Below are 21,920 nucleotides of genomic sequence, written 5' to 3'. Positions count from 1 at the left end.
TCTCAAAAGAAAAATCAGGGGAGTGAAGGACGATTGAAAAAATTTAAAAGAACGCATAAACTTATTTTAAGAGTAGTATCCTTGATACTATTCTTTATTTTAATGTACCCGGATATGGGAGCCTTGTCTGTCAAAGCAGAGACGCCGGGAACCGGGAGCGACAAATCAGCGCTTCTCAGTGAGCCGGCCGCCACGGTTTCACAGGATGGAAAGGAAATAAAAAACAGAGGAGAAATCGACCATAAAAAGGATATTAATATCTACATATCCTTTTCATTTCCAGTAGTCGGTGATCTTGAAATAAACCGGGACGAAACAGATACGTATATAAGCGGAGGAGACTTTGCGGTAATAGCGCTTCCGGAAGCGCTTGAGCTGGTGGAGCTTAAAGATGTCCCTTTGAGCTTTGGCGGTACGGTCGTGGGAAATCTCACAAAGGATGATACGACAGACAGTCCAAGGGCAAAGATCGTGTTTACAGAAGCCGTCAATGAGGAGAGCATTAACGGAGCCATGGCCGGCTTCAGCATGACGATGAGACTGGACGCTGTTAATGACGGCGACGATGAGATCGTGAAGGATATTGGCATCTATGATAAGACATTTACGGTCAGGATACCTCCTAGAGCGACCGTCATTACCGGAGAAAAATCAGGAGAGGCTGATGTATCAAATCAGGAAATTTCCTGGACGATCAAAGTGAATGCAGATAAAGAAGGCGGAGCTTCCGATACAGACGGAGATCTGGCCGGATATACGTTTATGGACGATTTGACCGGTGTAGGAGAATATGTGGCGGGATCTTTTCGGATAGGGGAAAAGGAAGACGGCGCCGATGCGGTGGAAAAGACGCCTGTTTATGGCGCCGATGGAGTGCTTTCTTACACGTTTGCGTCGGGCGAGCCAGAGGGGACATCTTATCAGGGAACGAGATATCTGTTTTTTAAGACTTTGATACCCGATGAAAAATACTATGCGAGCGGGCAGCAAAAAATAAAAAATACGGCAGAGATCAAGGATAAAAAGGATTCTGTATCAGCAGTTCTTGAGACGAACGTCCCTTTCACTGTGGAATGGATCAGCAAAGAAGGCGCAGTAGTCGGCGAGGGGATCGGCCCGGACGGAGCATATGATCCTTCGGAGCGCCACATAGAGTGGAAGATCTATATAAACGGAAAACTGAATCATGCGGTACTAGAGGATGATCTTCCGAAGGGGCTGGAATATGTGAGTGCTTCAGCCGCTGAGTATAATGCCGGGGAGCAGGGATATGGGCAGTCTGTCCAGATGGGGACGGATAAAGTGACTGTGACGGGGAATCCTGCCGAAGGGCAGAAGATATCCTGCTCAATGGGCGATATTTCCGGCAAGAAGATGGTGACGATACTCACGAAGGTGACAGACAGCGAGATCACAGGAAAAAAGAAGATCACTTTCGGCAATACGGCTCAAATACGCGGGACAGGCACGGACGGGATAAAAAGCAATCCTGCCAATGTGACAGTGGGAGTGGGTACGATAGAAAAATCGGCACAGAATTACGACCAGAAATCGCATTGTATGGATTGGAAGGTTGTGATAGATACGAAGAAGCAGATGCTGGGAGGTGGACTGCGTGTTCTGGATCTGCTGGTCTATGGGGACAAGGCGCTGGATTTTGGCGCCATAGACGGAATCCAGCGCGGATTCGGAGAGCAGGGCAGCCTGTCCTATGTTTCCGGAGATGAGATAAAAAAACTTACCCCTCAGTATAATCAGCGCATCCAGACGGATTCCTTTGCTTCATCCTCCGATCTGGCAGCCAGGGTATACACTTTGAGGATAGGAGGCGAGGCCGTTGCGGACCTAATGGTGGTGACAAGCGGAAACGGCGGAGAGATCGGCATTTCAGAAGCTTCGGAGTATACTTATTCTACGGTGGTATGCAATCCAAATTACTATGCGGGTAACGGAGAGTACCGGATTGATAATACTGCCTCGTTATTTTCCTATAACGCCGAAATAAACAACAGTACGGCGTCTAAGACCATAAACAGCAATATGCTGGGGAAGGATACACTTGACCGAGAAAGCGCATCTGTGATCAGCGCAGCGGATATGGAAGCCGGAAGTGCGGAGGCGGTCGCTGCGGTAAACAGCCCGGCATCCGGGAAAAAAAGCTGCTTTGACTATGTGGATAAGTCAGTCATCTACCGGCTCTATGTGAATGCAGATGAGCTTAAGGACGTCACAAATGACATCACAGCCATTGACGGGAAAGCTGTTGGAAATTATAAGCTGCAGGATACCCTGCCGCAGGGATGGGAATTTAAGAAAATAAAGGGAGAGGATTATTTCCTGGTCTATGAAGGCACCGGAAACGGCGGAAAGGTGAACGCGTCTTCCCTGGTATCTGACGGACAGGAACTCCAGTCTGTCCTGGATGTCACAGGGCCGGTTCAGTCGTCGGATGATAGCAGCGGCGAAATTATGACATTTGAATTCAAAAGCCTGAAGAAGGCCTATGTCATCCTGGTGAAGGCAGGGCCGAACGAGGAAACGGCAAAGGGGTATTTTTCTAAGAACGGGGATACTGCGGCGGTCAATCAGGTTAAGTTAGTAGATAATGAGAACATTACAGCCCCGACGGAAGCTTCGGCAGACGTAAAAATAAAGAGTTCGGCGATTTCCAAATCCATCAAGGAGGAATTTGAAGCAGATGAATATTTGAAATGGAGAATCGAGTATACACCATATGATCTGACTTATCAAAACGTCTATATCAAGGATGAACTGCCGCTTGGCCTGGACCTTAGGATTGACTCAAAAGGGAATCTGCTCATTGAGGAAGGCGGAAATATCAACATCAGGATTGCCGAAATGAGCCTTAGGAGCGACGGAACATATGAGGAAGGAAATGACATCCCTCTGCCTGACGCGGATGTTCTGACATACGACAATAACAGCCGGGCACTTACGTTTTTGCCTCCGGATGCAGGAAAGGCCTACTGCCTGGAATATGTTACGGATATAACCGGAGAAGGCGGGATGAATGTAAACAATACGGTCTTGCTGTATCTGAACGATATAACCGCCGAAAGTACCGGCCAGAAATACCCCATCAGCGATGTAGCTTACGGCGCGCTTTTCAGGAGGGCCGGTTGGTTTAAAATCAACAAGACAGACGGCGATACGGGAGATTTCATTAAGGGGGCAAAATTTACGCTGTATTCCCCTGAGGGGACGGTGATTCGGGAAGCCGTGACAAATGAAAAAGGAGTCCTGTATCTGAAAGCCCTTCCCGACGGCGATTATATACTTCGGGAGACAGGGACGCCCGCAGGATATGCTTCATCGGCTAAGGAGTATGCAGTCCATGTGGAGAAGGATGGAACGGGCGTGCCGCATACGAGTATTGACGGTGAGGACACAGAAGACATAAGTATACAAAATTTTAAAGAGGGGACAGTGGGGAGTCTGCTTATCACGAAAGCAGTAGCCGGCTCTGGAGGAGATGAAACTGCGGAGTTTGATTTTACGATAACGTTTAAAGACCAAAATGATGTGGAAATGACGGAATCTTTTTCTTATGTCATATCAGACGGAGACGGAAATACGCTGAAGAAGGGCAGTGTGACCGGCGGCGGTACTATCAGCCTCTCCCACAGGCAGAGCATAAAAATTTTTGATATTCCCAAGGAAACAAAATATGAAGTTACGGAAAGAGATTATACGGCAGAGGGCTATATTACTGCCATTACAGGAGATGCAGCCGGAACCATCATTGCAGATACTACAAAAACCGCATTATTTACAAATGTAAAGAACGTTGGAGGATTGACCATTAGCAAGGCTGTGACAGGAAACGGTGGAGACAAGGAAAAGGAATTTGAATTTACCGTACGTTTCGACGGACCGGGAAAAGAGAAAATGTATTCATATACCGGAGAGGGGACGGCAGATGGAATGGTCAAGAGCGGAGACACGGTCAAACTTAAGCACGGCGATTCCATAATGATTAAAGATATACCGGAAGGTACCGGATATGAGGTGCAGGAAACGGATTATTCCAGAGAGGGATATGTAACGGCACGGACGGGTGACACAGGTGTCATAAAGGATGGCATTACATCGCGAGCAGACTTTATCAACACAAGAAATACAGGTACTTTGGGGATATCTAAGACAGTGGAGGGTTCCGCTGGGGATAAAAGCAGACAGTTTGAGTTTACAGTTACATGGGATGGCCCGGATAAAGAGATCTCATTCAGTTACAGGGGTTACGGCGTGGATGGCGGAGTGATCAAGAGCGGTGATACCATAAAGCTTGCCCATAACCAGTCTATCGTGATAGAAGGGCTGACAGAAGGCACCGCATATCTGGTCAAAGAACGGGATTACAGCGAGGAAGGATACACCGCTGCAGCTTCGGGAGATGAGGGGAAAATTTCATCTAACACGGCAGTGGTGGCGCATTTCGTTAATACAAAACAAGAGACTGAAGAAGATCAAACGGCAGAAGGGAGCAAACCGGATAATACAGACAAAGGGCAGTCTCTAAAAAAACCGGCCTCTGTGCCGGAAAAGGGCGAAGGAAAAAATGCAGTGAATACAGGCGATATGACGCCGCTGCTGCCGTCGGCAGGCATCGTGATCGCCGCCGCAGGACTGCTGCTTATCATGGTATTCAGAAAAAAATGGAATAAGGGCTGAAAAAGCTTCCGTTATGGCCGGCTGGTGTGGAAACCAGCCGGCTGTTCTATGTTGTCATGTTTATCAAATTTAATGTCGTATATAATTGACATAAAGGAAAATATATAGTACTATACATTTAGCTGCATTTCGTTTTGCAATTGAGGGATTTTTATATGTTTCTAGATGACTGGAGGTATGGATGTGGCAAGAAATATTGCGATAAAGGTTGCCAGGGCTGAGAAGGATATGACTCAGACTGCGCTGGCCGCGGCGGTCGGCATTTCACGCCAGACGATGAATGCCATCGAGCAGGGAGAATATAATCCGACCATAAGGCTTTGCCGCGCAATCTGTAAAGTGCTAGGAAAAACGTTGGATGAATTGTTTGGGGAGGATGACCGGCATGAACAATAATTATGATGAAAAACAGCAGATGGATCGTGGAAAAGGTTTTCAATATGGTTTTATAGCTGCCATAGCCGTAGACGCGCTCATTTATTTGGCAGTGGGCGCCATGGGAATGAAAATAGATGGTTTTGCGTCTTTTCTGATTCAGGTCTGGACTCCTCTGACCGTGTGCATGCTGACCTTTATCGTTAAAGACGCCATGAACGGCATACGGGAACAGACGGGCAGGATATTAGCTGTTGGTTACGGATCCTGCGGATTTTTTATGCTGTGTCTGGTGGCGGCACATGTCATCGCCGGAAAAGAGACCTTTATCAGTAACGGAGTCATAACAGAAGAAGCAGGTCATTTATATATTGCAGTCTGCATGATCGCCGCCAGCGTCACATACTGGATTAGACAGAAGATGAACCAGAAGAAATATGACGGAGAATGAGAAGTCACAGGAATCTTAGGGAAGCTTAGCTTTTGAGCAGGGATTCTATTTCTTCTTTTATTACATGAATAGGCGCGGTAGGCTCGAATCGTGACCGGATTTCGCCGTCCCTTCCAATTAGAAACTTTGTGAAGTTCCATTTGATATCGCCGGTTTTCTTGTAATCAGGCGCCTCTTTCTCCAGTATTTCTTCCAAACGCCCGGAAAGCGGATGACTGTGGTCAAATCCCTTGAAATCTGTATGAGAAGTCAGATATCGGTAGAGACCGGAGGCATTTGGACCGTTCACATCGATTTTTGCCATGACCGGAAAGGTGACTCCATAGGTAAGGCTGCAGAAGGACTGTATACTGTCATCAGATCCGGGCTCCTGACCGTGGAACTGGTTGCAGGGAAATGCCAATATCTGGAGCCCCTGGTCTTTATAGGACTGGTATAGCCTCTCCAGTTCTTCGTATTGCGGAGTGAACCCGCATTTGCTGGCTGTATTCACAACGAGCAGAATCTGCCCCTCATAGCGGGAAAGAGGGACAGATTTTCCGCCAGCCGTCTTTACTGAAAAATCATAAATGTTCATGGTATCATCCTTTCCTAACAAAGAGAATAAACAAGATTTGTTTTAGTATTAGAAAAAACGGAGGAATTATGCGAAGGGCATGAGATTAAAAAAAGAAAAGAGCCTTTCTGCGGCCCTTTTAAGCGAGTTATGAAGATGGAAAATAAACGGCATGGTACTTTACAGGCTGCATGCCTCCAGCCTTTGAATCAGTAAATGCCGAATCTCCTCCGGGGAGGACAGGGGACAATCTTTTCCCGTCAGATAAATAAACGCGTCCCGCCAAACCTCGGCACTATATGTGTTTGATTCATAAGATTCCAATAAATGGATCAGCTTTTGCGTCTGAGTATAGATCATTTTGTTCAGATCCGATATGTACATGCAGTTCATGTTTGCTGCCAGTGATTCCAAAAGGCCTAATTTATTTTCTTTTTCCATCTGCAGTCAACCCCTATAATTTATAAAGTATTTCTAAGTACACCACAAAACACTTGTGATTCTATGAGAAAAAAGGTATAATTTATATTGATTTCCACCATATAATGACAAAAAATAGTAGTCTTTATAAGTGTACTTTCACGTATACAAAGGTGTAATTTTACAAACTTTTATAACATATTGCAAGTCAGAGTTTCAAAACCTTGATATATTTAAAAAAACTGCTTCTGCTGATGTGCAGATGCGCCAGAGCTTCCGCTTCTGTCAGCTCTTTCCGTTTCCATTTTCGGACAGTCTGAGTGAAGTCGTCCGGCAGCGACAGGGGGAGCTTTCCGAACCGGACACCACGGGCTTTCGCGGCACGGATTCCTTCCATCTGTCGTTGATGGATGTTCTCACGTTCCGAATGGGCGCAGAAACTGAGCACCTGAAGTACCAGGTCCGCGATAAAAGTGCCCAGGATATCTTTGCTCCGAGTAGTATCCAGCAGCGGCATATCGATGATTTTGATGTCGGTTCCCTTTTCCTTGGTTATCAGATGCCATTGTTCGATGATCTCATCATAATTGCGCCCAAGACGGTCTATGGATTTAATGATCAGCAGATCGTCTTTTTTTATGCGCCTTAGAAGTTTTTTGTAAGCCGGACGGTTGAAATCCTTGCCGCTTTGTTTATCAATGTAAAGATTTCGCTTTGGAATTTGATATTTGGATAAGGCGATCAGCTGCCGGTCCGTATGCTGATCCTTGGTGGACACACGTACATAGCCATATGTATTCATGCAGAATTCTCCTGTATCTGAAATTACCGAACAGAAGGCCACAGAAAAACGGCGCTGGAAGCCTGCACGCCGCTTTCGGACATTTTTTCCATTTTATCATAAAATTTTGCCTAAACTAGTTGGAAAATAATGGTAATTCCTGGAAACGGGTTAATACGGATAAGAAAATCTGTGTTGTTTTGCCATGAAGATGGTATAATGATGGGATCAAGAAAAGGTCTTGCCCGGATGGGCCGTGAAAGGAGTAACCGTATGGGTGAATTATCGAAGCTTCCCAATAAAAAACCAGCTTCAGGAAGACATGAAGCTGGAATTGAGAGACTTTTATCGAGGGATCAATGATTAGATACGGAGACGTCTTCATAGATACAGATGGAATTCTTTTGCTTTTTGGCCTGATATAAGGCTGTATCCGCGTTTTTGATTAACTGGGTGGCGGATGTCCCCGGTATGCAGTGGGTGAGACCGAAACTGACAGACAGCGGCGGAATTTCCGTAACGTTTTTTGCAGAAGCCAGACGGTCCTGAATTTTGGAGCAGACATCGAGGGCGGTTTCCATGGTGTGATTTTTGAACAAAAGGCTGAATTCATCTCCGCCGTACCGGTAGGAGGTCACATCGGGAGAACATTGGTCCAGCATGGTTCCGAGAAACTTAAGACATTTGTCTCCCACAACGTGACCCATGGTATCATTGACAGTTTTGAAGTCATCCAGGTCTGCCATTGCAAAAATATAGGCGCTGCCTGAAATATCACTGACCGCGGTGCAGAGCGAATTCTGAAGCGCAGTACGGTTGTACAGGCCGGTCATATGATCACGGAGAAGCTTTTGCTGCAGTTCAAACCGTTCCAGCTCCTTGTTGATGCTGACGGTGTTCTTTTCCTTCAGAAACCGGATGATGATCAGGGAGACAAGGTAGAAGCACAGCAGCACGTACAGAGAAAGAACAAAGTTGGCCAGCAAGAGCTCGTCATGAAAAATGGTTATTTTGTCAGGATCCCATGAAATAAAGCATTCGGAAATTATTTCTGCAGCCAGAGAAAAAGCTGCGGTGACAGAGGTCAGCCGGTAGCTGGCATAAATCAAGGTCAATAAAATAGGAATAGCGAAGATTAGATAAAGGGATGTAAAAATATTATGTATGGAAAATACGATAAAGCAGTTCACGACAAAGGTAAGTGACAGTATGTATTGTCTGGAAGAGACGGACAGCCGGCGCAGGCGGAGGGCCGTAAGTCCAGAGATGATGCAGAGGACGTTCAGCGTCACAGGAATCAGAATATATTTCAGCACATAAACAGAGGCGCTGGCACTGATTTGTTCCATGGAACTTAAAATAAAGAACATGACGATCTCCATGATAACGGAAAAGGACGCCAGCCCTACAATGATCTTGAAATGCAGATGAAGCCATTTTTCATTAATCTTCCGGTATTCTTCTCGTATGGCTTGAATGTTACTGTCAGCGGACATGCCGGAACTCTCCTTTATATGAAAAACTTTTGTATCTTATAGTATACTACAACAAAGCGGAATAAGCAAAGAAAAAAAGTCAGAGAAAAGATTGCTTCCGTCATGGCGAAAAGTATTCAGGAACCCGGCGGGGGGCTTGTGACAGCTTTCAATCTATGATAGAATAAATCGTAATGCTGGAAGATAAACGGAGATAGGAGGGAAGTGCGGTGGAGGAGATGCATACGCATACCCATATTCATATAGGGGAAGACGGACAAGTCATTGAGCATACTCATGGAGAGGGAGAGTGCGGCCATCCTAATCATGGGCACACCCATACAAACACAAAGGCGGTACTTAATCGCCTGAGCCGTGCCATCGGCCATCTGGAATCCATAAAACGGATGGTGGAGGAAGGAAGAGACTGCAGCGAGGTGCTGATACAGCTGTCTGCAGTTAAATCAGCTATCAATAATACCGGAAAAGTGATCTTGCAGGATCATATCGAGCATTGTATTGTGGATGCGGTAGAATCAGGGGACCACGAAGCCCTGGAAGAGCTCAGCAAAGCCATTGACCGTTTTGTGAAATAAGGACGGAAGAACGTTCAAAAAGCCCGGATGGGTGCCTTGTGACAGGCATCCATCCGATTTTTTTCGGAAAATGGACGGCAAAAGAATCTTTTCAGCCTGGAGGATCTTGTAATACTGTTCTTCAGGCCATTTGGAGTATCGATGTACATGATTCTGCCTGCCATGTTTCGCTGAAAGTGTCTGGTGAGATGAGGAAAGGCGGAGCCTGTCGTAAATCTTATGGACAGTGAAGTCAGGAGCCATGGGGAAAATATAAAAATTGCGTAAGCTCATGGGATATGATAGAATGGGAGGAGTGATGTGCCGGCCGAGACAGGAGGCCGGGAAATTTAAGAGATAAGGCATGGAAAGGCGGTGAAACGGTTTGCATTATATTGTTCTCGACCTGGAATGGAATCAGAGTCCAAGGGGAAAAGCGGGAAAACGGACAGGGATGCCCTTTGAGATCATTGAAATAGGAGCGGTGAAACTGGACGGGGAGATGCGTACCGTAGAGGTGTTTAACGAAGTGATCAAGCCGGCCGTGTACCGCCAGCTTCACTATAAAACAAAGGAAATCCTCCATATGGACATACAGGAATTGGAAAAGGCCAGAAAATTCCAGGATGTCATCGGAGATTTTTTTAAATGGTGCGGAGATGACTATATTATGTGCACCTGGGGTTCCATGGATCTGACGGAGCTTCAGAGGAATCTTGCGTTTTTTAAGGTGGAAAATCCGATGGGGAAGCCGCTTCTTTATTACGATGTGCAGAAGCTGTTCAGCCTTCTGTACGAAGACGGAAAAAGCCGCCGTTCCTTGAAGGATGCGGTAGAGTATCTGGAGATTGAAGAGGATATTCCCTTTCATCGCGCTTTTGATGATACGCTGTATACGGTCAAGATCATGCAGAGAATGGATCTGGATGCCGTGCGGAAGTATGTATCTGTGGATTATTTCAGACTTCCGGATAAAAAGGAAGAGGAGATCTATATCGTATTTGGCCGATATGCAAAATATGTTTCCAGGGTATTTGCGACCAGGGAAAAGGCGATGGCCGATAAGGGGGCTGTTTCCACAAAATGTTATCGCTGCGGCAAAGCTCTGAGGAAACGGATTCGCTGGTTCCCGGTCAACGCAAAGACGTATCTTTGCCTGGCATATTGCCCGGAGCACGGTTATATGAAGGGAAAGCTCAGGCTTAAGAAAGCAGAAGCCGGAGGGGTCTTTGTGGTAAAAACGCTGAAGCTGATCTCAGAATCAGACGCCGAGGCCGTTCAGATGAAAAAGCTGGAGATGTCAAAGAAGAGGAAAGAGAGCAAAGCGAGCAGTCCCGCCTCAGACTCTCCTGAGCCTCAATTTTTGAAAGCTTCCTCACCTTTGCGCGCTGATGCACAGCTGCAGAGCAGCCTTCCTCTAAAATAAAAACAAGCCGTGTGGTCTGCACGGCTTGTTGTATTTCCAGAATCTTTAACGGCGGTTCAGATTCTTATTTCTGCTGCGAAGGACATTCTGCCGCCTCCGGTGCCCCCGCATGGAAGCTTTTCTGGAGTTACGGACCTTGATCACACTCCGTTTCATCGCTCTCTGTCTCCGTATGAACAGGACCAGGAAATAGATTACGGCTCCGCATAGGATCACGGCCAGCAGAATCCAGACATTGATGAACAGCGTACTGTTTTGGGAGGGCTTTTCTTTGGCAGAAGAAGAGCTCTGGGCCGTTTCGTGTTCTTTAAAATCAAAATGCTTATCGGCGCTGTCGATGAGCAGAAGTGAGCCGGATCCGAGGCGGACGCCCTGATAAGAATAGGTGATATCTGCCAGTACATTGGAGGCAGAGGCGGTGCTGAGAGTCAGACTGCTCTCCACGTCGTTCAGGCTCATATTATTGGGCAGGATGATCCAGCTGTCGCTGCTCAGTTCTAAGGATGCGGAGGAGGTGTCGAAAACTCCTTGGGATGAAGAGAGAAAATCGCTGCTGCTGCCGGAGGTCTCTTTAGCTTCAGCCATATTGTATGCTGTAAAGTTATTAAAGCCAAAATCAAACATGGCTATCGTATCATCGTAATGGGTCCAATTGGTCTTCATGGAGACGGCAATCAGCTCCATATCTCCGCGGACAGCATAGGTGACGAGAGTATTGCCGGCCTCCGGGGTATAACCGGTTTTTCCGGCTACGGTCCCTTCATAGGCATATTCGGAATCACAGAGCATTTTATGCTTCTGTACCAGATACCGGGATTCGGGCTGTTTGTTTGTCGGCTCAATCGTGTATTTGGCGGCCGCACAGATTCGGATAAAGGTATCGTTGTGCACAAGAGCCTTCATAATGAGCGCCATATCATGACAGGTGGTATAATGATTTTCGTTGTGAAGCCCATGGGCATTTACAAAATGCGTGTTGGTGCAGCCCAGCTGAGCAGCTCGGTTGTTCATCATTTCTGCGAAGGCGTCCATACCTCCGGCCACATGCTCGGCCAGGCCGTTGGCCACTTCATTGGCAGATTGGAGCAGGAGCGCGTACATGCACTGTTCTACAGTCAGCTGTTCTCCTTCCGTGACGGCGATGTTGCTGGAGTCGGCTTCAATGCTGAAAACGGCTTCTCTGGAAAAGGTGACGACATCGGACAGAGAGGCGTTTTCCAGGGTCAAAAGTGCGGTCATGAGTTTTGTGATGCTGGCGGGATAAAGCGCTTCATCTGCATTTTTGGCAAAGAGCACCGTTCCGGTGCGGGCATCAATCAGAATGCCTGCTTCCCCCAGAAGCTCCGGACCCTGAGGCCAGGTAGAAATGGTGCTGGGACCGGCTTCCTGTTGGGAAGCATCTGCTGCCAGACTTGTCCATTCCATATTAGAAAAGCATAGGAAGAAAGCAGCAAAAATCAGGCATAGTGCCCGGTACAATTTTTTCATTTATAGACGACTCCTTATAAAAATGTTAATATATAATTAATAATTATAGAATAAAATAGAGCCGGTGGCAAGAGAATCCCGTGATATTCCGGGAATTATCCCCCAAAGTGGGGAAAGATATTGAAAAATCGTTGTGAAATGTGAGGGAAATGGCATATGAGGCTGAGAAATGTGAAGGGCGCAAGAGACGTGCTGACAGAAAATCCGTATGTGGTGAATGATCCGGAGCGAAATAAGGGAAGCTGGGGAGCCGTCTTCGGGAATCAGAATCCAATCTATATAGAAATCGGCATGGGGAAGGGCAGGTTTCTTTTGAAGCAGGCGGAGCTTCATCCCGAAATTAATTTTGTCGGCATAGAGATGTATGCCAGTGTACTGGTGCGGGCGGTTCAAAAAGCGGTAGGGAGCAGCCTGGAGGACGGAGTGTCAGCGGTATCACGCGGAGGACTGACTGAGGAGACACAGAACGCCGGAATGGGCTCCGCGGAAAAAATCGCAAATCTTCGATTTCTAAACGTGCAGGCAGAGTATCTGGAAAACATATTTTCCCCTGAAGAAGTATCCCATATCTATCTTAATTTCTCGGACCCGTGGCCAAAGGCGCGTCACGCGAAACGAAGGCTGACTTCTCCTGCGTTCTTGTCCAGATATGAAAAGATATTAAAAGAAAACGGATGTGTGGAATTTAAAACTGACAACCGGGAATTGTTCGAATTCTCTTTGGAATCGGTGGAGGAATCCGGCTGGAGGCTCTTGATAAACACCTTTGATCTACATAAAGATGCAAAATTGTCCGCTGGAAATGTGATGACAGAATATGAACAGAAGTTCTCTGAAAAGGGACATCCTATTTGCAAGCTGGTTGCACAACGGAAGAGTTCGTGATAAAATAAAGGTGAATCGGCTGCATAGGCCATGCAGTTAGGTCATATAATAGTAGGAAAAGAACAGTAGGAGGAAAACGCCTTGAAACGGAGGCTGAGTTTCCAGGAAAAGCTGTCCAGGGCATTCTGTGATAAACAGGATCTGAACAGAAAGGCGCTTAAGATTAAGAGGTCCCTTGGGGAAATCAATGAACTTCTGGGGAAGATGTCAAAGTAAAGCGCCTGTACAGTATACAGGAGGGAAAAATATGGCAAAAATATTTCAGCAGGACAATTTTGAAGAAGAGGTATTGAAATCTGATATTCCCGTATTAGTGGATTTTTATGCGGAGTGGTGCGGACCTTGCAAAATGCTTGGCCCGGTGATCGAGGATCTGGCAGTGGAGTATGAAGGAAAGGTAAAGATTGGCAAGGTCAATGTGGATCTGGCAGAAGAACTGGCCATGCGTTATCAGGTACAGTCTGTGCCCACCTTGATTCTTTTTAAGAATGGACAGGTTGTCAAGAGGCTGTCAGGCGCCCTTCCAAAAGCCCGGCTGATTTCAGAGTTTTCCTTGGCGTAACAGTATTGGAAAACAATGAAAAAAATCGAAATAATTTGAAAAAAGTACTTGCATTTATAAAAACATTGAGATATAATAATGTCCGTGCCCCTGAGACAAGCTCACGGGGCACGGATTGGTAAGCGCTTCTAGCTCAGTTGGTAGAGCACCTGACTCTTAATCAGGGTGTCCAGGGTTCGAGCCCCTGGAGGCGCACTCAAAGCACTGTTTTCGATGACGAAAGAGCACCGGGGACGGTGTTTTTTTTGTTTAAAACTTTCAGGGTTGTTTTTCATGGAGACATTCTGTATAATGGGGATGCTGTGCCGTGGACTTTCGTACGTCATGGAAGGACACGCAGCAGATCGGTGCAGAAAGAAATAGAGAAATGGAGAAAACATTATGAAAAAACGCAAGCTGGGACTTTTGGTAAAGCTCCTGCTGGGTATTCTTACGGGTACTCTGCTGGGCTCGCTCGGGCATCTCCTGAACATCCAGGATTCCATGGCATTTGAAGGTTTCGTCAGTTTGTATGTGACCTTTACGTCATTATTCAGTACCTTCTTAAGCTTTATCATCCCTCTGCTGATCGTATCGTTTGTGGCCGCGGGCCTGGCAGACCTTGGGAAAAAAGCCAATAAGCTGTTTGGCGTCACCTTGCTTTTAGCTTATGCATCCACTGTCATCGCGGGGTTCGCTTCTTTTTTGGCGGGCAAAGCTCTCCTTCCTTCTCTTATAAGAGAAATCACCGGAGTAGAAGCAGCTTCAAAGACCTTTGAAGCATTATTTACCATAGAAGCCGAACCGGTATTTGGCGTTATGACCGCGCTGATCCTCGCTTTTCTCCTGGGACTGGGTATGGCGAACAGTAAAGGAACGACACTATTGAAGGTCATAAAAGACCTTCAGGAGATTATAAGCAAGACCTTAAATAAAGTGATCATACCATTGATTCCCGTATATGTAGCCGGCCTGTTCTGCAAGATTGCCGCAGAAGGAAAGCTGATCCAGACGATACAGATGTTCGTAAAGCTGTTTATTATGATCCTGGTATTCCAGTGGCTGTATATCGGGCTTCAGTTTCTGATATCCTCTCTGGTCTGTAAAGAAAATAAATTTAAAAATCTGAAAAATGCGGCGCCGGCTTATTTTACGGCGCTGGGAACTCAGTCCTCTGCTTCAACAATTCCTGTGAATCTGGAGAGCGCCAAGAAAAATGGCGTGGCCGGCGACATTGCAGATTTTGTCATTCCTCTTTGCGCGACGATTCATCTGGCAGGAGATACGATTTGCCTGGTCCTCGGCGCCATGGGCATTATGATCGCCAATGGAATGAATCCTACCCTTGGCATGTTCACTCCCTTTATATTGATGCTGGGAATCACTATGGTGGCGGCGCCCGGAGTCCCCGGAGGCGGAGTGATGGCGGCTCTCGGCCTTATCACCTCTATGCTCGGTTTTACGGAGCCCATGTCTCAGCTGATCATATCCCTGCATTTTTCCCAGGACAGCTTCGGGACCGCCTGTAATATTACGGGAGATCAGGCTATCGCTTTCATAGTGGACAAGGTGGACAGGAGAAGCAATTCGCAGATACCGGAAAACAGAGCGCAGATAAGATAGCGGTATCAGTCATTTTCCGGCTGCTTTATCTAAAAATGATTTTGGCTTACGAAAAGGGGAAATTTGCATATTACCCGCAATTCCGATATAATGATTGAAAAGGAACAGCATTTTGGAAGCGGTAGGGGATTAAAGGAGAGAGCTATGAAAAGGAAAGAGTTGATGAAACGGATCGCCGCTCTTGGGATGGCGGCCGCCCTCGTTGTATCGGGACCTGTTATGAGCGTATCAGCGGCGCCGGGAGAGAGTTCCGGGGGAAAAGCCCTTGTAGGTCCGGCAGAGCTGCTGGATGTGGATCAAGGCAATGCTTCCGGAGGAATCACTCCTACCGTTTTTCATGGATCTTATAGAAGTGTGGGAAGCAGGCAGATACGCGGGAGAAGTGCCCTGCCTGTTTCATATAATCTGAGCGAGCTAGGCAAAGCCACGACTGTTAAGGACCAGAATCCTTGGGGGTCCTGCTGGGCCTTTGGGGCTCTGTCTTCATTGGAGAGCGGTCAGCTTAATGGGAGTTCAGGCAGTTCGGAAGCGTTATCCCCTGACTATTCCGAGCGCCAGCTTGCATGGTTTGCCTATGAAACTCAGACCATGGACAGTATTAAGGTCAGCGCGGCGGATTCTGATCAGGAGGGAGAGGGAATTGCCTATTCAGAGTCAGGACGCCTGGACAGAGGCGGCAACATGCCTCAGGCAGTTTCTCTTTTAGCAACCTGGCAGGGAGCGGCGAGAGAAGAAGATATTCCATACCAGAATGAAGAGGGAAATATCAGTGACACGGGCACATGGAAGGTGGCGGCAGACAAAAGAAACCTCTCTGCCATACATCTTCAAAACGCGGATTTTCTGGGAAGTCCCGCGGCCTTTGATAAATATGATAATAGCGGACTTCCGGCAGCCGATGCTGTTTACACCTACAACTCAGCCGCTGCAGCAGATATAAAGACGGCCCTGATGAATTCCGGAGCGGTGGCCATTGCCTATTACGCGGACCAGTCAACTCCTGGCGGTGATCAGAACGGAGAGTATTTCAATTATACGAATTATTGTCAGTATGTTGATGTACTGAACTCCTCTACGCTCCAAAACCATAGCGTCAGCATTGTGGGATGGGACGACAACTATGCAAGTACGAACTTTAAAGCGGACAGACAGCCGGAAGGAAACGGCGCCTGGCTTGTGAAGAACAGTTGGGGCAGCGGCTGGGGACTTAACGGATATTTCTGGCTTTCTTACTACGACAGGACCATTGATCAGGTCACAAGTTATCATGGAGAGGGAACGGATAATTACGACAATAATTATCAATATGATTATCTGGGCCTTGCGAGTGCTATGCAGTTCCAGCCCCGTGACGAGGAGATGGGAATCGCCAATGTATTTACCGCTAAGGGCAGCGAGGAGATCCAGGCGGTGTCTGCGGTCACGCTGGTGCCGGGCTCTGTGGTTTCCGTAAAGATTTATAAGGTCCCGGCAGGTATGGACGGACCAGTGCCCTCCGGCGCTGAACTGATAGCGGAAAAGACGGAAACGATTGCATACAGCGGGTATCATACCATAAAGCTGGACGCTCCGGCCTCTATTGGAACAGGTGAAAAGTTTTCTGTGGTAGAAATGATTAAGGGCAGTGACGGAAAATGGTACACTCCTGTGGAAATAGGCGCGGATTCACTGAATCAGACGGCTGTGTGCAATGAGGGAGAGAGCTTTTTTGTTTCTGGCAGCGACTTTATGGATATAACAGAACAGTCACAGACTGGAATAACCTTCGGGAACGCCATGATCAAGGCATTTACCAATGATGCGGCGCCTGAATCAGCGGCGCCGGATCTTTTGACCTTTGATTATGAGGCCTTTGACAATACGGATCTGAGTATAAAAGCGGATACGATTACGGTAAGTGGAACGGGAATGATTGTAGATCTTCCGGCGGGGACTTCTTATATTAAGATTACCAATCCTGCGCTTTCTGACGGAGCGGACGTGACGGCACAGATGTCAGCGAAGGTAAATGGCATTGAATATACGCTGGGCGGCCGGATCGTGCGAGCAGACCTTGTTAAGAACAGCGGTGAAACCTCGGTGGTCATGACCACCAAGTCCGCTCCGGCCGGAACCAACACAAAAGAATACGAATTCAGCTTTACTGTTGATCCGCTGGAGCTGACGGCTGACAGTGACCGGGTCACAGTAACGGACGAGAATAGTTATCTGCCGGCCAACGCGGCCCTGGGAGCAATCAGAATCGGCTCCGGCGCCGTATATGATGCGGTCAGGACAGCCCTGGGACCTGTTGGAGGAGCAGACGCCTTTTATGTGTATGAGCTGCAGCTGACGCCGGGACTCAAAGCCGGGGAGACCGTGGACCTTGGAATTTTGGTGGATGATGGATATCCACGTTCTGACAAGACGGTACTGTATTATTTTGATGAAAGCACCGGCACCCTTTCCGAGACGGCGAATGACGGCATGGGTACAGGAGTCCTTCGTGCAGATGTCGGCAGGATGGGGTATTACGTGGTGTCTCAGGTGAAAGAGAAACCGCCGGTGCCGGAACTGGAGGCCGTCACCTACAGCCCCGTGAAGACGTTAGCTGATGTGGCGCTGCCCAATGTGGGCGGAGGGACCTGGAGCTGGGACGATAACGGAATCGTTCCAAATGTGAAGACAGGGGCTTATAAAGCGACCTTTACACCGGAAGCCGGAAGTCCATATTATACATATAAAGCGGATATCTCCCTGACTGTAAACAAAGCGGACCCGGTACAAAGCGGCGGAGGCAGTGGTTCTCAGATTATTTATGGCCAGACGTTGGGGGATTCCCTTATTAATGAAACATTCGAATTAGACGGTATGGAGATAGACGGGACGATCGACTGGAGGCAGGGCAGCCTCCGTCCTGAAGTGAAAGACGGCAATGTGACAGAATATGATATTATATTTACACCTGGACCGGCGGAAATTGAAAATTATAATACCGCGGAGGGCAGTCTGAAGGTAGCGTCAGTTTTGAAAAAGCAAGTGTCTGTGAATATTAAGGATACGGCTAAGGTTTATGGTGATAAAAATCCGGCGTTTTCGCTGGAGATACCAGATGGAGCCTTGGTGGGCGACGACACCGCGGCCGATCTTGCAGTAGCGTTTCATTGCCCGGCAGACAGGTTTACCGCGGCCGGAAGCAGCGTAGCTGTTACCGGGACATCCAGCTCCGCAAATTATAATGTCAGTGTAATCAGTGGATTGCTGTCCGTTAAGAAACGGGCAGTTGATATCAAAGCAAAGAACGTAACAATAAAATATGGAGAAGAGCTTCCGCCGTCATACGAAATTGAAGTATATAACCTCCCGGAAGGAGTGGAGCAGAGCGCGCTGGGCGTAACCGCGGAAGTTGGACCGCTTGATATGTCAAACGGCAATCTGGCCGGGACCTATACCTTAAGGGTAAAGACGGCGGTCATTGCAGATGGGAATTATGAGAAGGGCAGATTGCTCAACGGAAGACTCACTATTGAGGAAGGAACTGTAAAGAAAGTGGAGAACAGCTCCGCTATACCGGATTCCGCTGCCATGAATTTTGAAGCATCCGGCAATCTCAAGGGTACGGAAATTATAAAGATTATGGATCTTAAGGATGAGGCTGTGCGGAAAGCGTTCCAGGAAAAACTGGAGAGCGGCCAGCTTCTGGGACCGGCCTTTGATGTTACTCTGGTAAATGAGGATGGCGCGGAAACTGAAATAAAGGGAGCCTTGACAGTGACCATCCCAGTGGGCACGGAGTATAATGGGGAACAGATCGCTGTCTTACATTATGTGAAGGCAGGAAACCGAAATAACGAAGATATTGTATCAGATACAGATACGATCGACATGTATAAAGACCTGACGGTAGTGGAAGGCAAGGTCCAGGTAAAGGTATATTCTTTGTCGCCGTTTGCATTGGTTTTTGCAAAGGATGCAGATACGCCGGAAGAAACGGATACGCCTTCAGCGGAAGAAAATACCAGGCCGTCTGGAAAGACGGATATACCTTCTGCGGATAACCACAGCAAACCGAAGCCGGTAAACCCCACTGTAAATAATGTTAAGACAGGAGATTCGGCCCCGGTGACCGGGCTGGTAATTTCTGTTATAGCGGCGGCGGTGATTCTGCTTGTACTGGCTGTCGTCATGGTCAGGAAACGAAAGAAACAATAAAACCATAATACAAATATGGAGAAGAGAAGCTGTGCAGGAGGAATGCTTAACTGCACAGCTTCTTTATTTCATAGGAAAGTGCGGACTGTGAAATAAAAAAACCTCTGGTCAGGATGCACATGACACCTTGGTAAACTAAAAAAATAATTGGTTGACAATTTGCTCGCTGAACTTTAGTATTAGGAAGGAGAGTATTCAGATGTAATGAAAGGAATATGAAAAATGGATATACAGACGATTAAAAATCGGGTTTTAAGGAAGGAATGGATAGGCAAAGCGGAGGCAATTTGGCTTGCGGAACAGGAGTTGGAAGAGCTTTGTGAAGCGGCGGATGAGATCAGGAACTTTTTCTGCGGGAACAGTTTTGATATCTGTGCCATAATAAACGGAAAAAGCGGGAGGTGCACGGAGGACTGTAAATACTGTGCCCAGTCCGCTTTTTATCATACGTGGGCGGATGAATATTCTCTTCTGAGCACAGAGGAGATTGCGTCCCAGGCGGAATACAATGCACAAAAAGGAGTTCTGCGGTATTCCATTGTGACTTCAGGGAGATGCTTGTCTGATAAAGAAGTGGACAGAATGTGTGAGAGCATAAGAGAGATAAAGAGAAGGACAGGATTATCGGTCTGCGTTTCCTTCGGGCTTTTAAATGAAAGCCAGTACCGGAAGCTCAAAGAAGCGGGGGCAGAAAGGGTGCACAATAATTTAGAGAGCTCCAGGGCTTATTTTCCGGAGGTCTGTACGACCCATACATATGATGACAAGATCGACGCCATCCGGGCGGCTCAGGCGGCGGGACTGAGTGTGTGCAGCGGGGGCATAATGGGTTTGGGGGAGTCAATGGAGGACAGGATAGATATGGTGCTGACGATCAGAAAATTGGGGGTGCACTCCATACCTCTGAATATACTGAATCCCATACCGGGTACGCCTTATGAACAAAATCAGAGACTGACAGAAGAGGAAGTGAGAAAAATCACAGCAATATTCCGTTTTTTGGCGCCGGACGCGTCAATCCGGCTGGCGGGAGGCAGGGGACTTTTGGAGGATAAGGGAAGAAGCTGCTTCCAGTCCGGAGCCAACGCGGCGATATCGGGGGACATGCTGACTACAGTGGGGATCACAATCAGCCAGGACCTGCAGATGATAAGAGAGCTGGGATATGTGCCCCGCCTGTGGAACAGATGATCCCCTAAATGGATATGCTGCTGTGGAGAGGCTTATCATCAAATCCGATGAGCCAGGTGAGTACAAAGGTGGTCGCAAAGGTCACTGCGACGGTCAAAAGCGCGTACATAAAGGTGCCGCTCAAGAATATGGGCAGGGTGATCAGGCAGGGAGACGCATAGGCTACAGATTTCACGTCGGTGATGCCTGCGAAAGCGCCTCCGGCGGCAGCTCCTATGATGCTTGCTATGTACGGCCGCTTCAAGGGGAGAAGGACCCCGTAAATAGACGGTTCTGTTATCCCCATATAAGCGACGATCGAAGTCTGAAGGGAAAGACTCTTATTTTCACGGACCTTTGATTTTACAAATACAGCGAGGGCTGCAGAAGCCATGGCGACATTGGCTGCGAGGAAGGCCGGACGGCTGAACGGGTCAAAGCCTGTCGCCGTAATGGAGGAGAGGGCCAGCGGAAGGAAACAGAGTCCAAAGCCCGCCGTGACCAGGAACGGCGTCATGGCCGCCAGCAGAGCTACTGCCGGCCAGCCAATTTTTTCATGGATGAAGTTCAGGCCGTTGCTCAGGCCATCCCCGATGAACATTCCGGCAGGACCCAGCACGATCAGGATGAGCGGAGCCATGAGGAGTGTGGTCAGCAGCGGCACAGCAAAAAAGGCAATGATGCCGGGAACCCATCTGCGTAAAAGCTTTTCCACAGAAGCCACGGACTATCCGATTACAATAGCGGGGACCACAGTCGAGCTGTAGGACATCATTGTAATGGGGAGTGAAAGAAAGGTCAGAGAACCGCCTTCTTTAAAAACGGAGATAAAATCCGGATGCAGAAGGATTGCGGTCAGGAACAGCGCCAGATACGGATCGCCGCCGAAACGCTTAGCCGTGGAGTGAGCTAAGAGCAGAGGGAGAAAATAAAATCCGGCGCTGGATACAAAGGACAAGATATAATAAGTATTGCTCTCCGCGTTTAAAAGGTTTAAAGCAGAAAGCAGCAGCATCAGCGCTTTCAGGATACCGGCCGCTGTGATGACCGGAAGCGTGGGGACAAAAATGCCAGAGATCGTGTCCACAATCCGGTCCATCCTGGTTTTCTTTACGGCGCTTCTGGTATCCGTTTTTCCACTGCCTTCGCTTTTCTTCATTGCTGCCTGGTCTTGCTGTTCCATGATGTTGCCCCCTAATGTATGAGAATAGTCATAATGTATAAAATGTAAAAAGCGGCGCGGCAGGCTTGGCCTGCGGGCCGCTATTATT

General features: G+C 47.7%; 16 protein-coding genes, 1 tRNA gene and 1 pseudogene. 12 read left to right on the top strand and 6 right to left on the bottom strand.

The window, feature by feature from the left end; all coding sequences use genetic code 11:
* Nucleotides 1-81: 81 nt before the first annotated feature.
* The 3 genes from H9Q78_RS08150 to H9Q78_RS08140 all read left to right on the top strand — a co-directional run bounded on the left by H9Q78_RS08150 (nt 82) and on the right by H9Q78_RS08140 (nt 5,518).
* Nucleotides 82-4,692, top strand: coding sequence for an MSCRAMM family protein (locus H9Q78_RS08150; protein ID WP_249300856.1), 4,611 nt, complete (start codon nt 82-84; stop codon nt 4,690-4,692).
* 183 nt (nt 4,693-4,875) lie between these two features.
* Entirely contained in the window at nt 4,876-5,088 is a 213-nt protein-coding gene (locus H9Q78_RS08145; protein WP_249300854.1) for a helix-turn-helix transcriptional regulator, read from the top strand.
* Nucleotides 5,078-5,518 (top strand): hypothetical protein, encoded by a 441-nt coding sequence (locus tag H9Q78_RS08140; RefSeq protein WP_249300852.1) that lies wholly within the window; start codon nt 5,078-5,080, stop codon nt 5,516-5,518. The genes H9Q78_RS08145 and H9Q78_RS08140 overlap by 11 nt, the downstream gene beginning before the upstream one ends.
* A gap of 25 nt (nt 5,519-5,543) precedes the next feature.
* On the opposite strand, the gene H9Q78_RS08135 is transcribed toward H9Q78_RS08140, so the two are convergent.
* From H9Q78_RS08135 to H9Q78_RS08120, 4 genes are all read right to left on the bottom strand, one after another.
* On the bottom strand, nt 5,544-6,095 hold the full coding sequence (locus H9Q78_RS08135) for a glutathione peroxidase (protein ID WP_249300850.1): 552 nt from the start codon (nt 6,093-6,095) through the stop codon (nt 5,544-5,546).
* A 159-nt stretch (nt 6,096-6,254) separates the two neighbouring features.
* Nucleotides 6,255-6,515, bottom strand: coding sequence for a hypothetical protein (locus H9Q78_RS08130; RefSeq protein ID WP_249300848.1), 261 nt, complete (start codon nt 6,513-6,515; stop codon nt 6,255-6,257).
* Nucleotides 6,516-6,702: 187 nt separating this feature from the next.
* Entirely contained in the window at nt 6,703-7,296 is a 594-nt protein-coding gene (locus H9Q78_RS08125; RefSeq protein ID WP_249300846.1) for a recombinase family protein, read from the bottom strand.
* A 335-nt stretch (nt 7,297-7,631) separates the two neighbouring features.
* A complete protein-coding gene (locus tag H9Q78_RS08120; RefSeq protein ID WP_249300844.1) occupies nt 7,632-8,771 on the bottom strand; it encodes a GGDEF domain-containing protein in 1,140 nt (379 codons plus the stop codon).
* 218 nt (nt 8,772-8,989) lie between these two features.
* Between H9Q78_RS08120 and H9Q78_RS08115 the strand changes: the two genes are divergently transcribed.
* Nucleotides 8,990-9,346: a metal-sensing transcriptional repressor gene (locus H9Q78_RS08115; RefSeq protein ID WP_249304787.1), complete on the top strand. Its 357-nt coding sequence runs from the start codon at nt 8,990-8,992 to the stop codon at nt 9,344-9,346.
* A gap of 364 nt (nt 9,347-9,710) precedes the next feature.
* A complete protein-coding gene (locus H9Q78_RS08110) occupies nt 9,711-10,751 on the top strand; it encodes a 3'-5' exonuclease (protein WP_249300842.1) in 1,041 nt (346 codons plus the stop codon).
* Nucleotides 10,752-10,796: 45 nt separating this feature from the next.
* On the opposite strand, the gene H9Q78_RS08105 is transcribed toward H9Q78_RS08110, so the two are convergent.
* The gene (locus H9Q78_RS08105; protein WP_249300840.1) at nt 10,797-12,239 is read right to left on the bottom strand and encodes a D-alanyl-D-alanine carboxypeptidase family protein; all 1,443 of its coding nucleotides are present in this window, start codon (nt 12,237-12,239) and stop codon (nt 10,797-10,799) included.
* A gap of 156 nt (nt 12,240-12,395) precedes the next feature.
* Here H9Q78_RS08105 and trmB point away from each other — a divergent pair, with 156 nt between their 5' ends.
* The 7 genes from trmB to bioB all read left to right on the top strand — a co-directional run bounded on the left by trmB (nt 12,396) and on the right by bioB (nt 20,670).
* Nucleotides 12,396-13,124, top strand: a complete 729-nt coding sequence (trmB, locus tag H9Q78_RS08100; protein ID WP_249300837.1) for a tRNA (guanosine(46)-N7)-methyltransferase TrmB — start codon at nt 12,396-12,398, stop codon at nt 13,122-13,124.
* A gap of 81 nt (nt 13,125-13,205) precedes the next feature.
* Nucleotides 13,206-13,340: a hypothetical protein gene (locus H9Q78_RS14490; protein ID WP_269141943.1), complete on the top strand. Its 135-nt coding sequence runs from the start codon at nt 13,206-13,208 to the stop codon at nt 13,338-13,340.
* Between the two features lie 31 nt (nt 13,341-13,371).
* Nucleotides 13,372-13,686, top strand: a complete 315-nt coding sequence (trxA, locus tag H9Q78_RS08095) for a thioredoxin (RefSeq protein WP_249300835.1) — start codon at nt 13,372-13,374, stop codon at nt 13,684-13,686.
* A gap of 122 nt (nt 13,687-13,808) precedes the next feature.
* Nucleotides 13,809-13,881: transfer RNA gene (locus tag H9Q78_RS08090), tRNA-Lys, on the top strand.
* 186 nt (nt 13,882-14,067) lie between these two features.
* Nucleotides 14,068-15,288: a dicarboxylate/amino acid:cation symporter gene (locus H9Q78_RS08085; RefSeq protein ID WP_249300833.1), complete on the top strand. Its 1,221-nt coding sequence runs from the start codon at nt 14,068-14,070 to the stop codon at nt 15,286-15,288.
* A 144-nt stretch (nt 15,289-15,432) separates the two neighbouring features.
* The gene (locus H9Q78_RS08080; RefSeq protein WP_249300831.1) at nt 15,433-19,479 is read left to right on the top strand and encodes a lectin like domain-containing protein; all 4,047 of its coding nucleotides are present in this window, start codon (nt 15,433-15,435) and stop codon (nt 19,477-19,479) included.
* A 222-nt stretch (nt 19,480-19,701) separates the two neighbouring features.
* Nucleotides 19,702-20,670 (top strand): biotin synthase BioB, encoded by a 969-nt coding sequence (gene bioB / locus H9Q78_RS08075; protein WP_249300829.1) that lies wholly within the window; start codon nt 19,702-19,704, stop codon nt 20,668-20,670.
* 4 nt (nt 20,671-20,674) lie between these two features.
* Here bioB and H9Q78_RS08070 read toward each other — a convergent pair.
* A pseudogene (locus H9Q78_RS08070) lies at nt 20,675-21,748 on the bottom strand (PTS transporter subunit EIIC).
* Nucleotides 21,749-21,920: the final 172 nt, after the last annotated feature.

It is taken from the genome of Qiania dongpingensis (genome assembly GCF_014337195.1).
GTDB lineage: Bacteria > Bacillota > Clostridia > Lachnospirales > Lachnospiraceae > Lientehia > Lientehia dongpingensis.
This window is presented reverse-complemented; position numbering and strand designations above follow the sequence as displayed.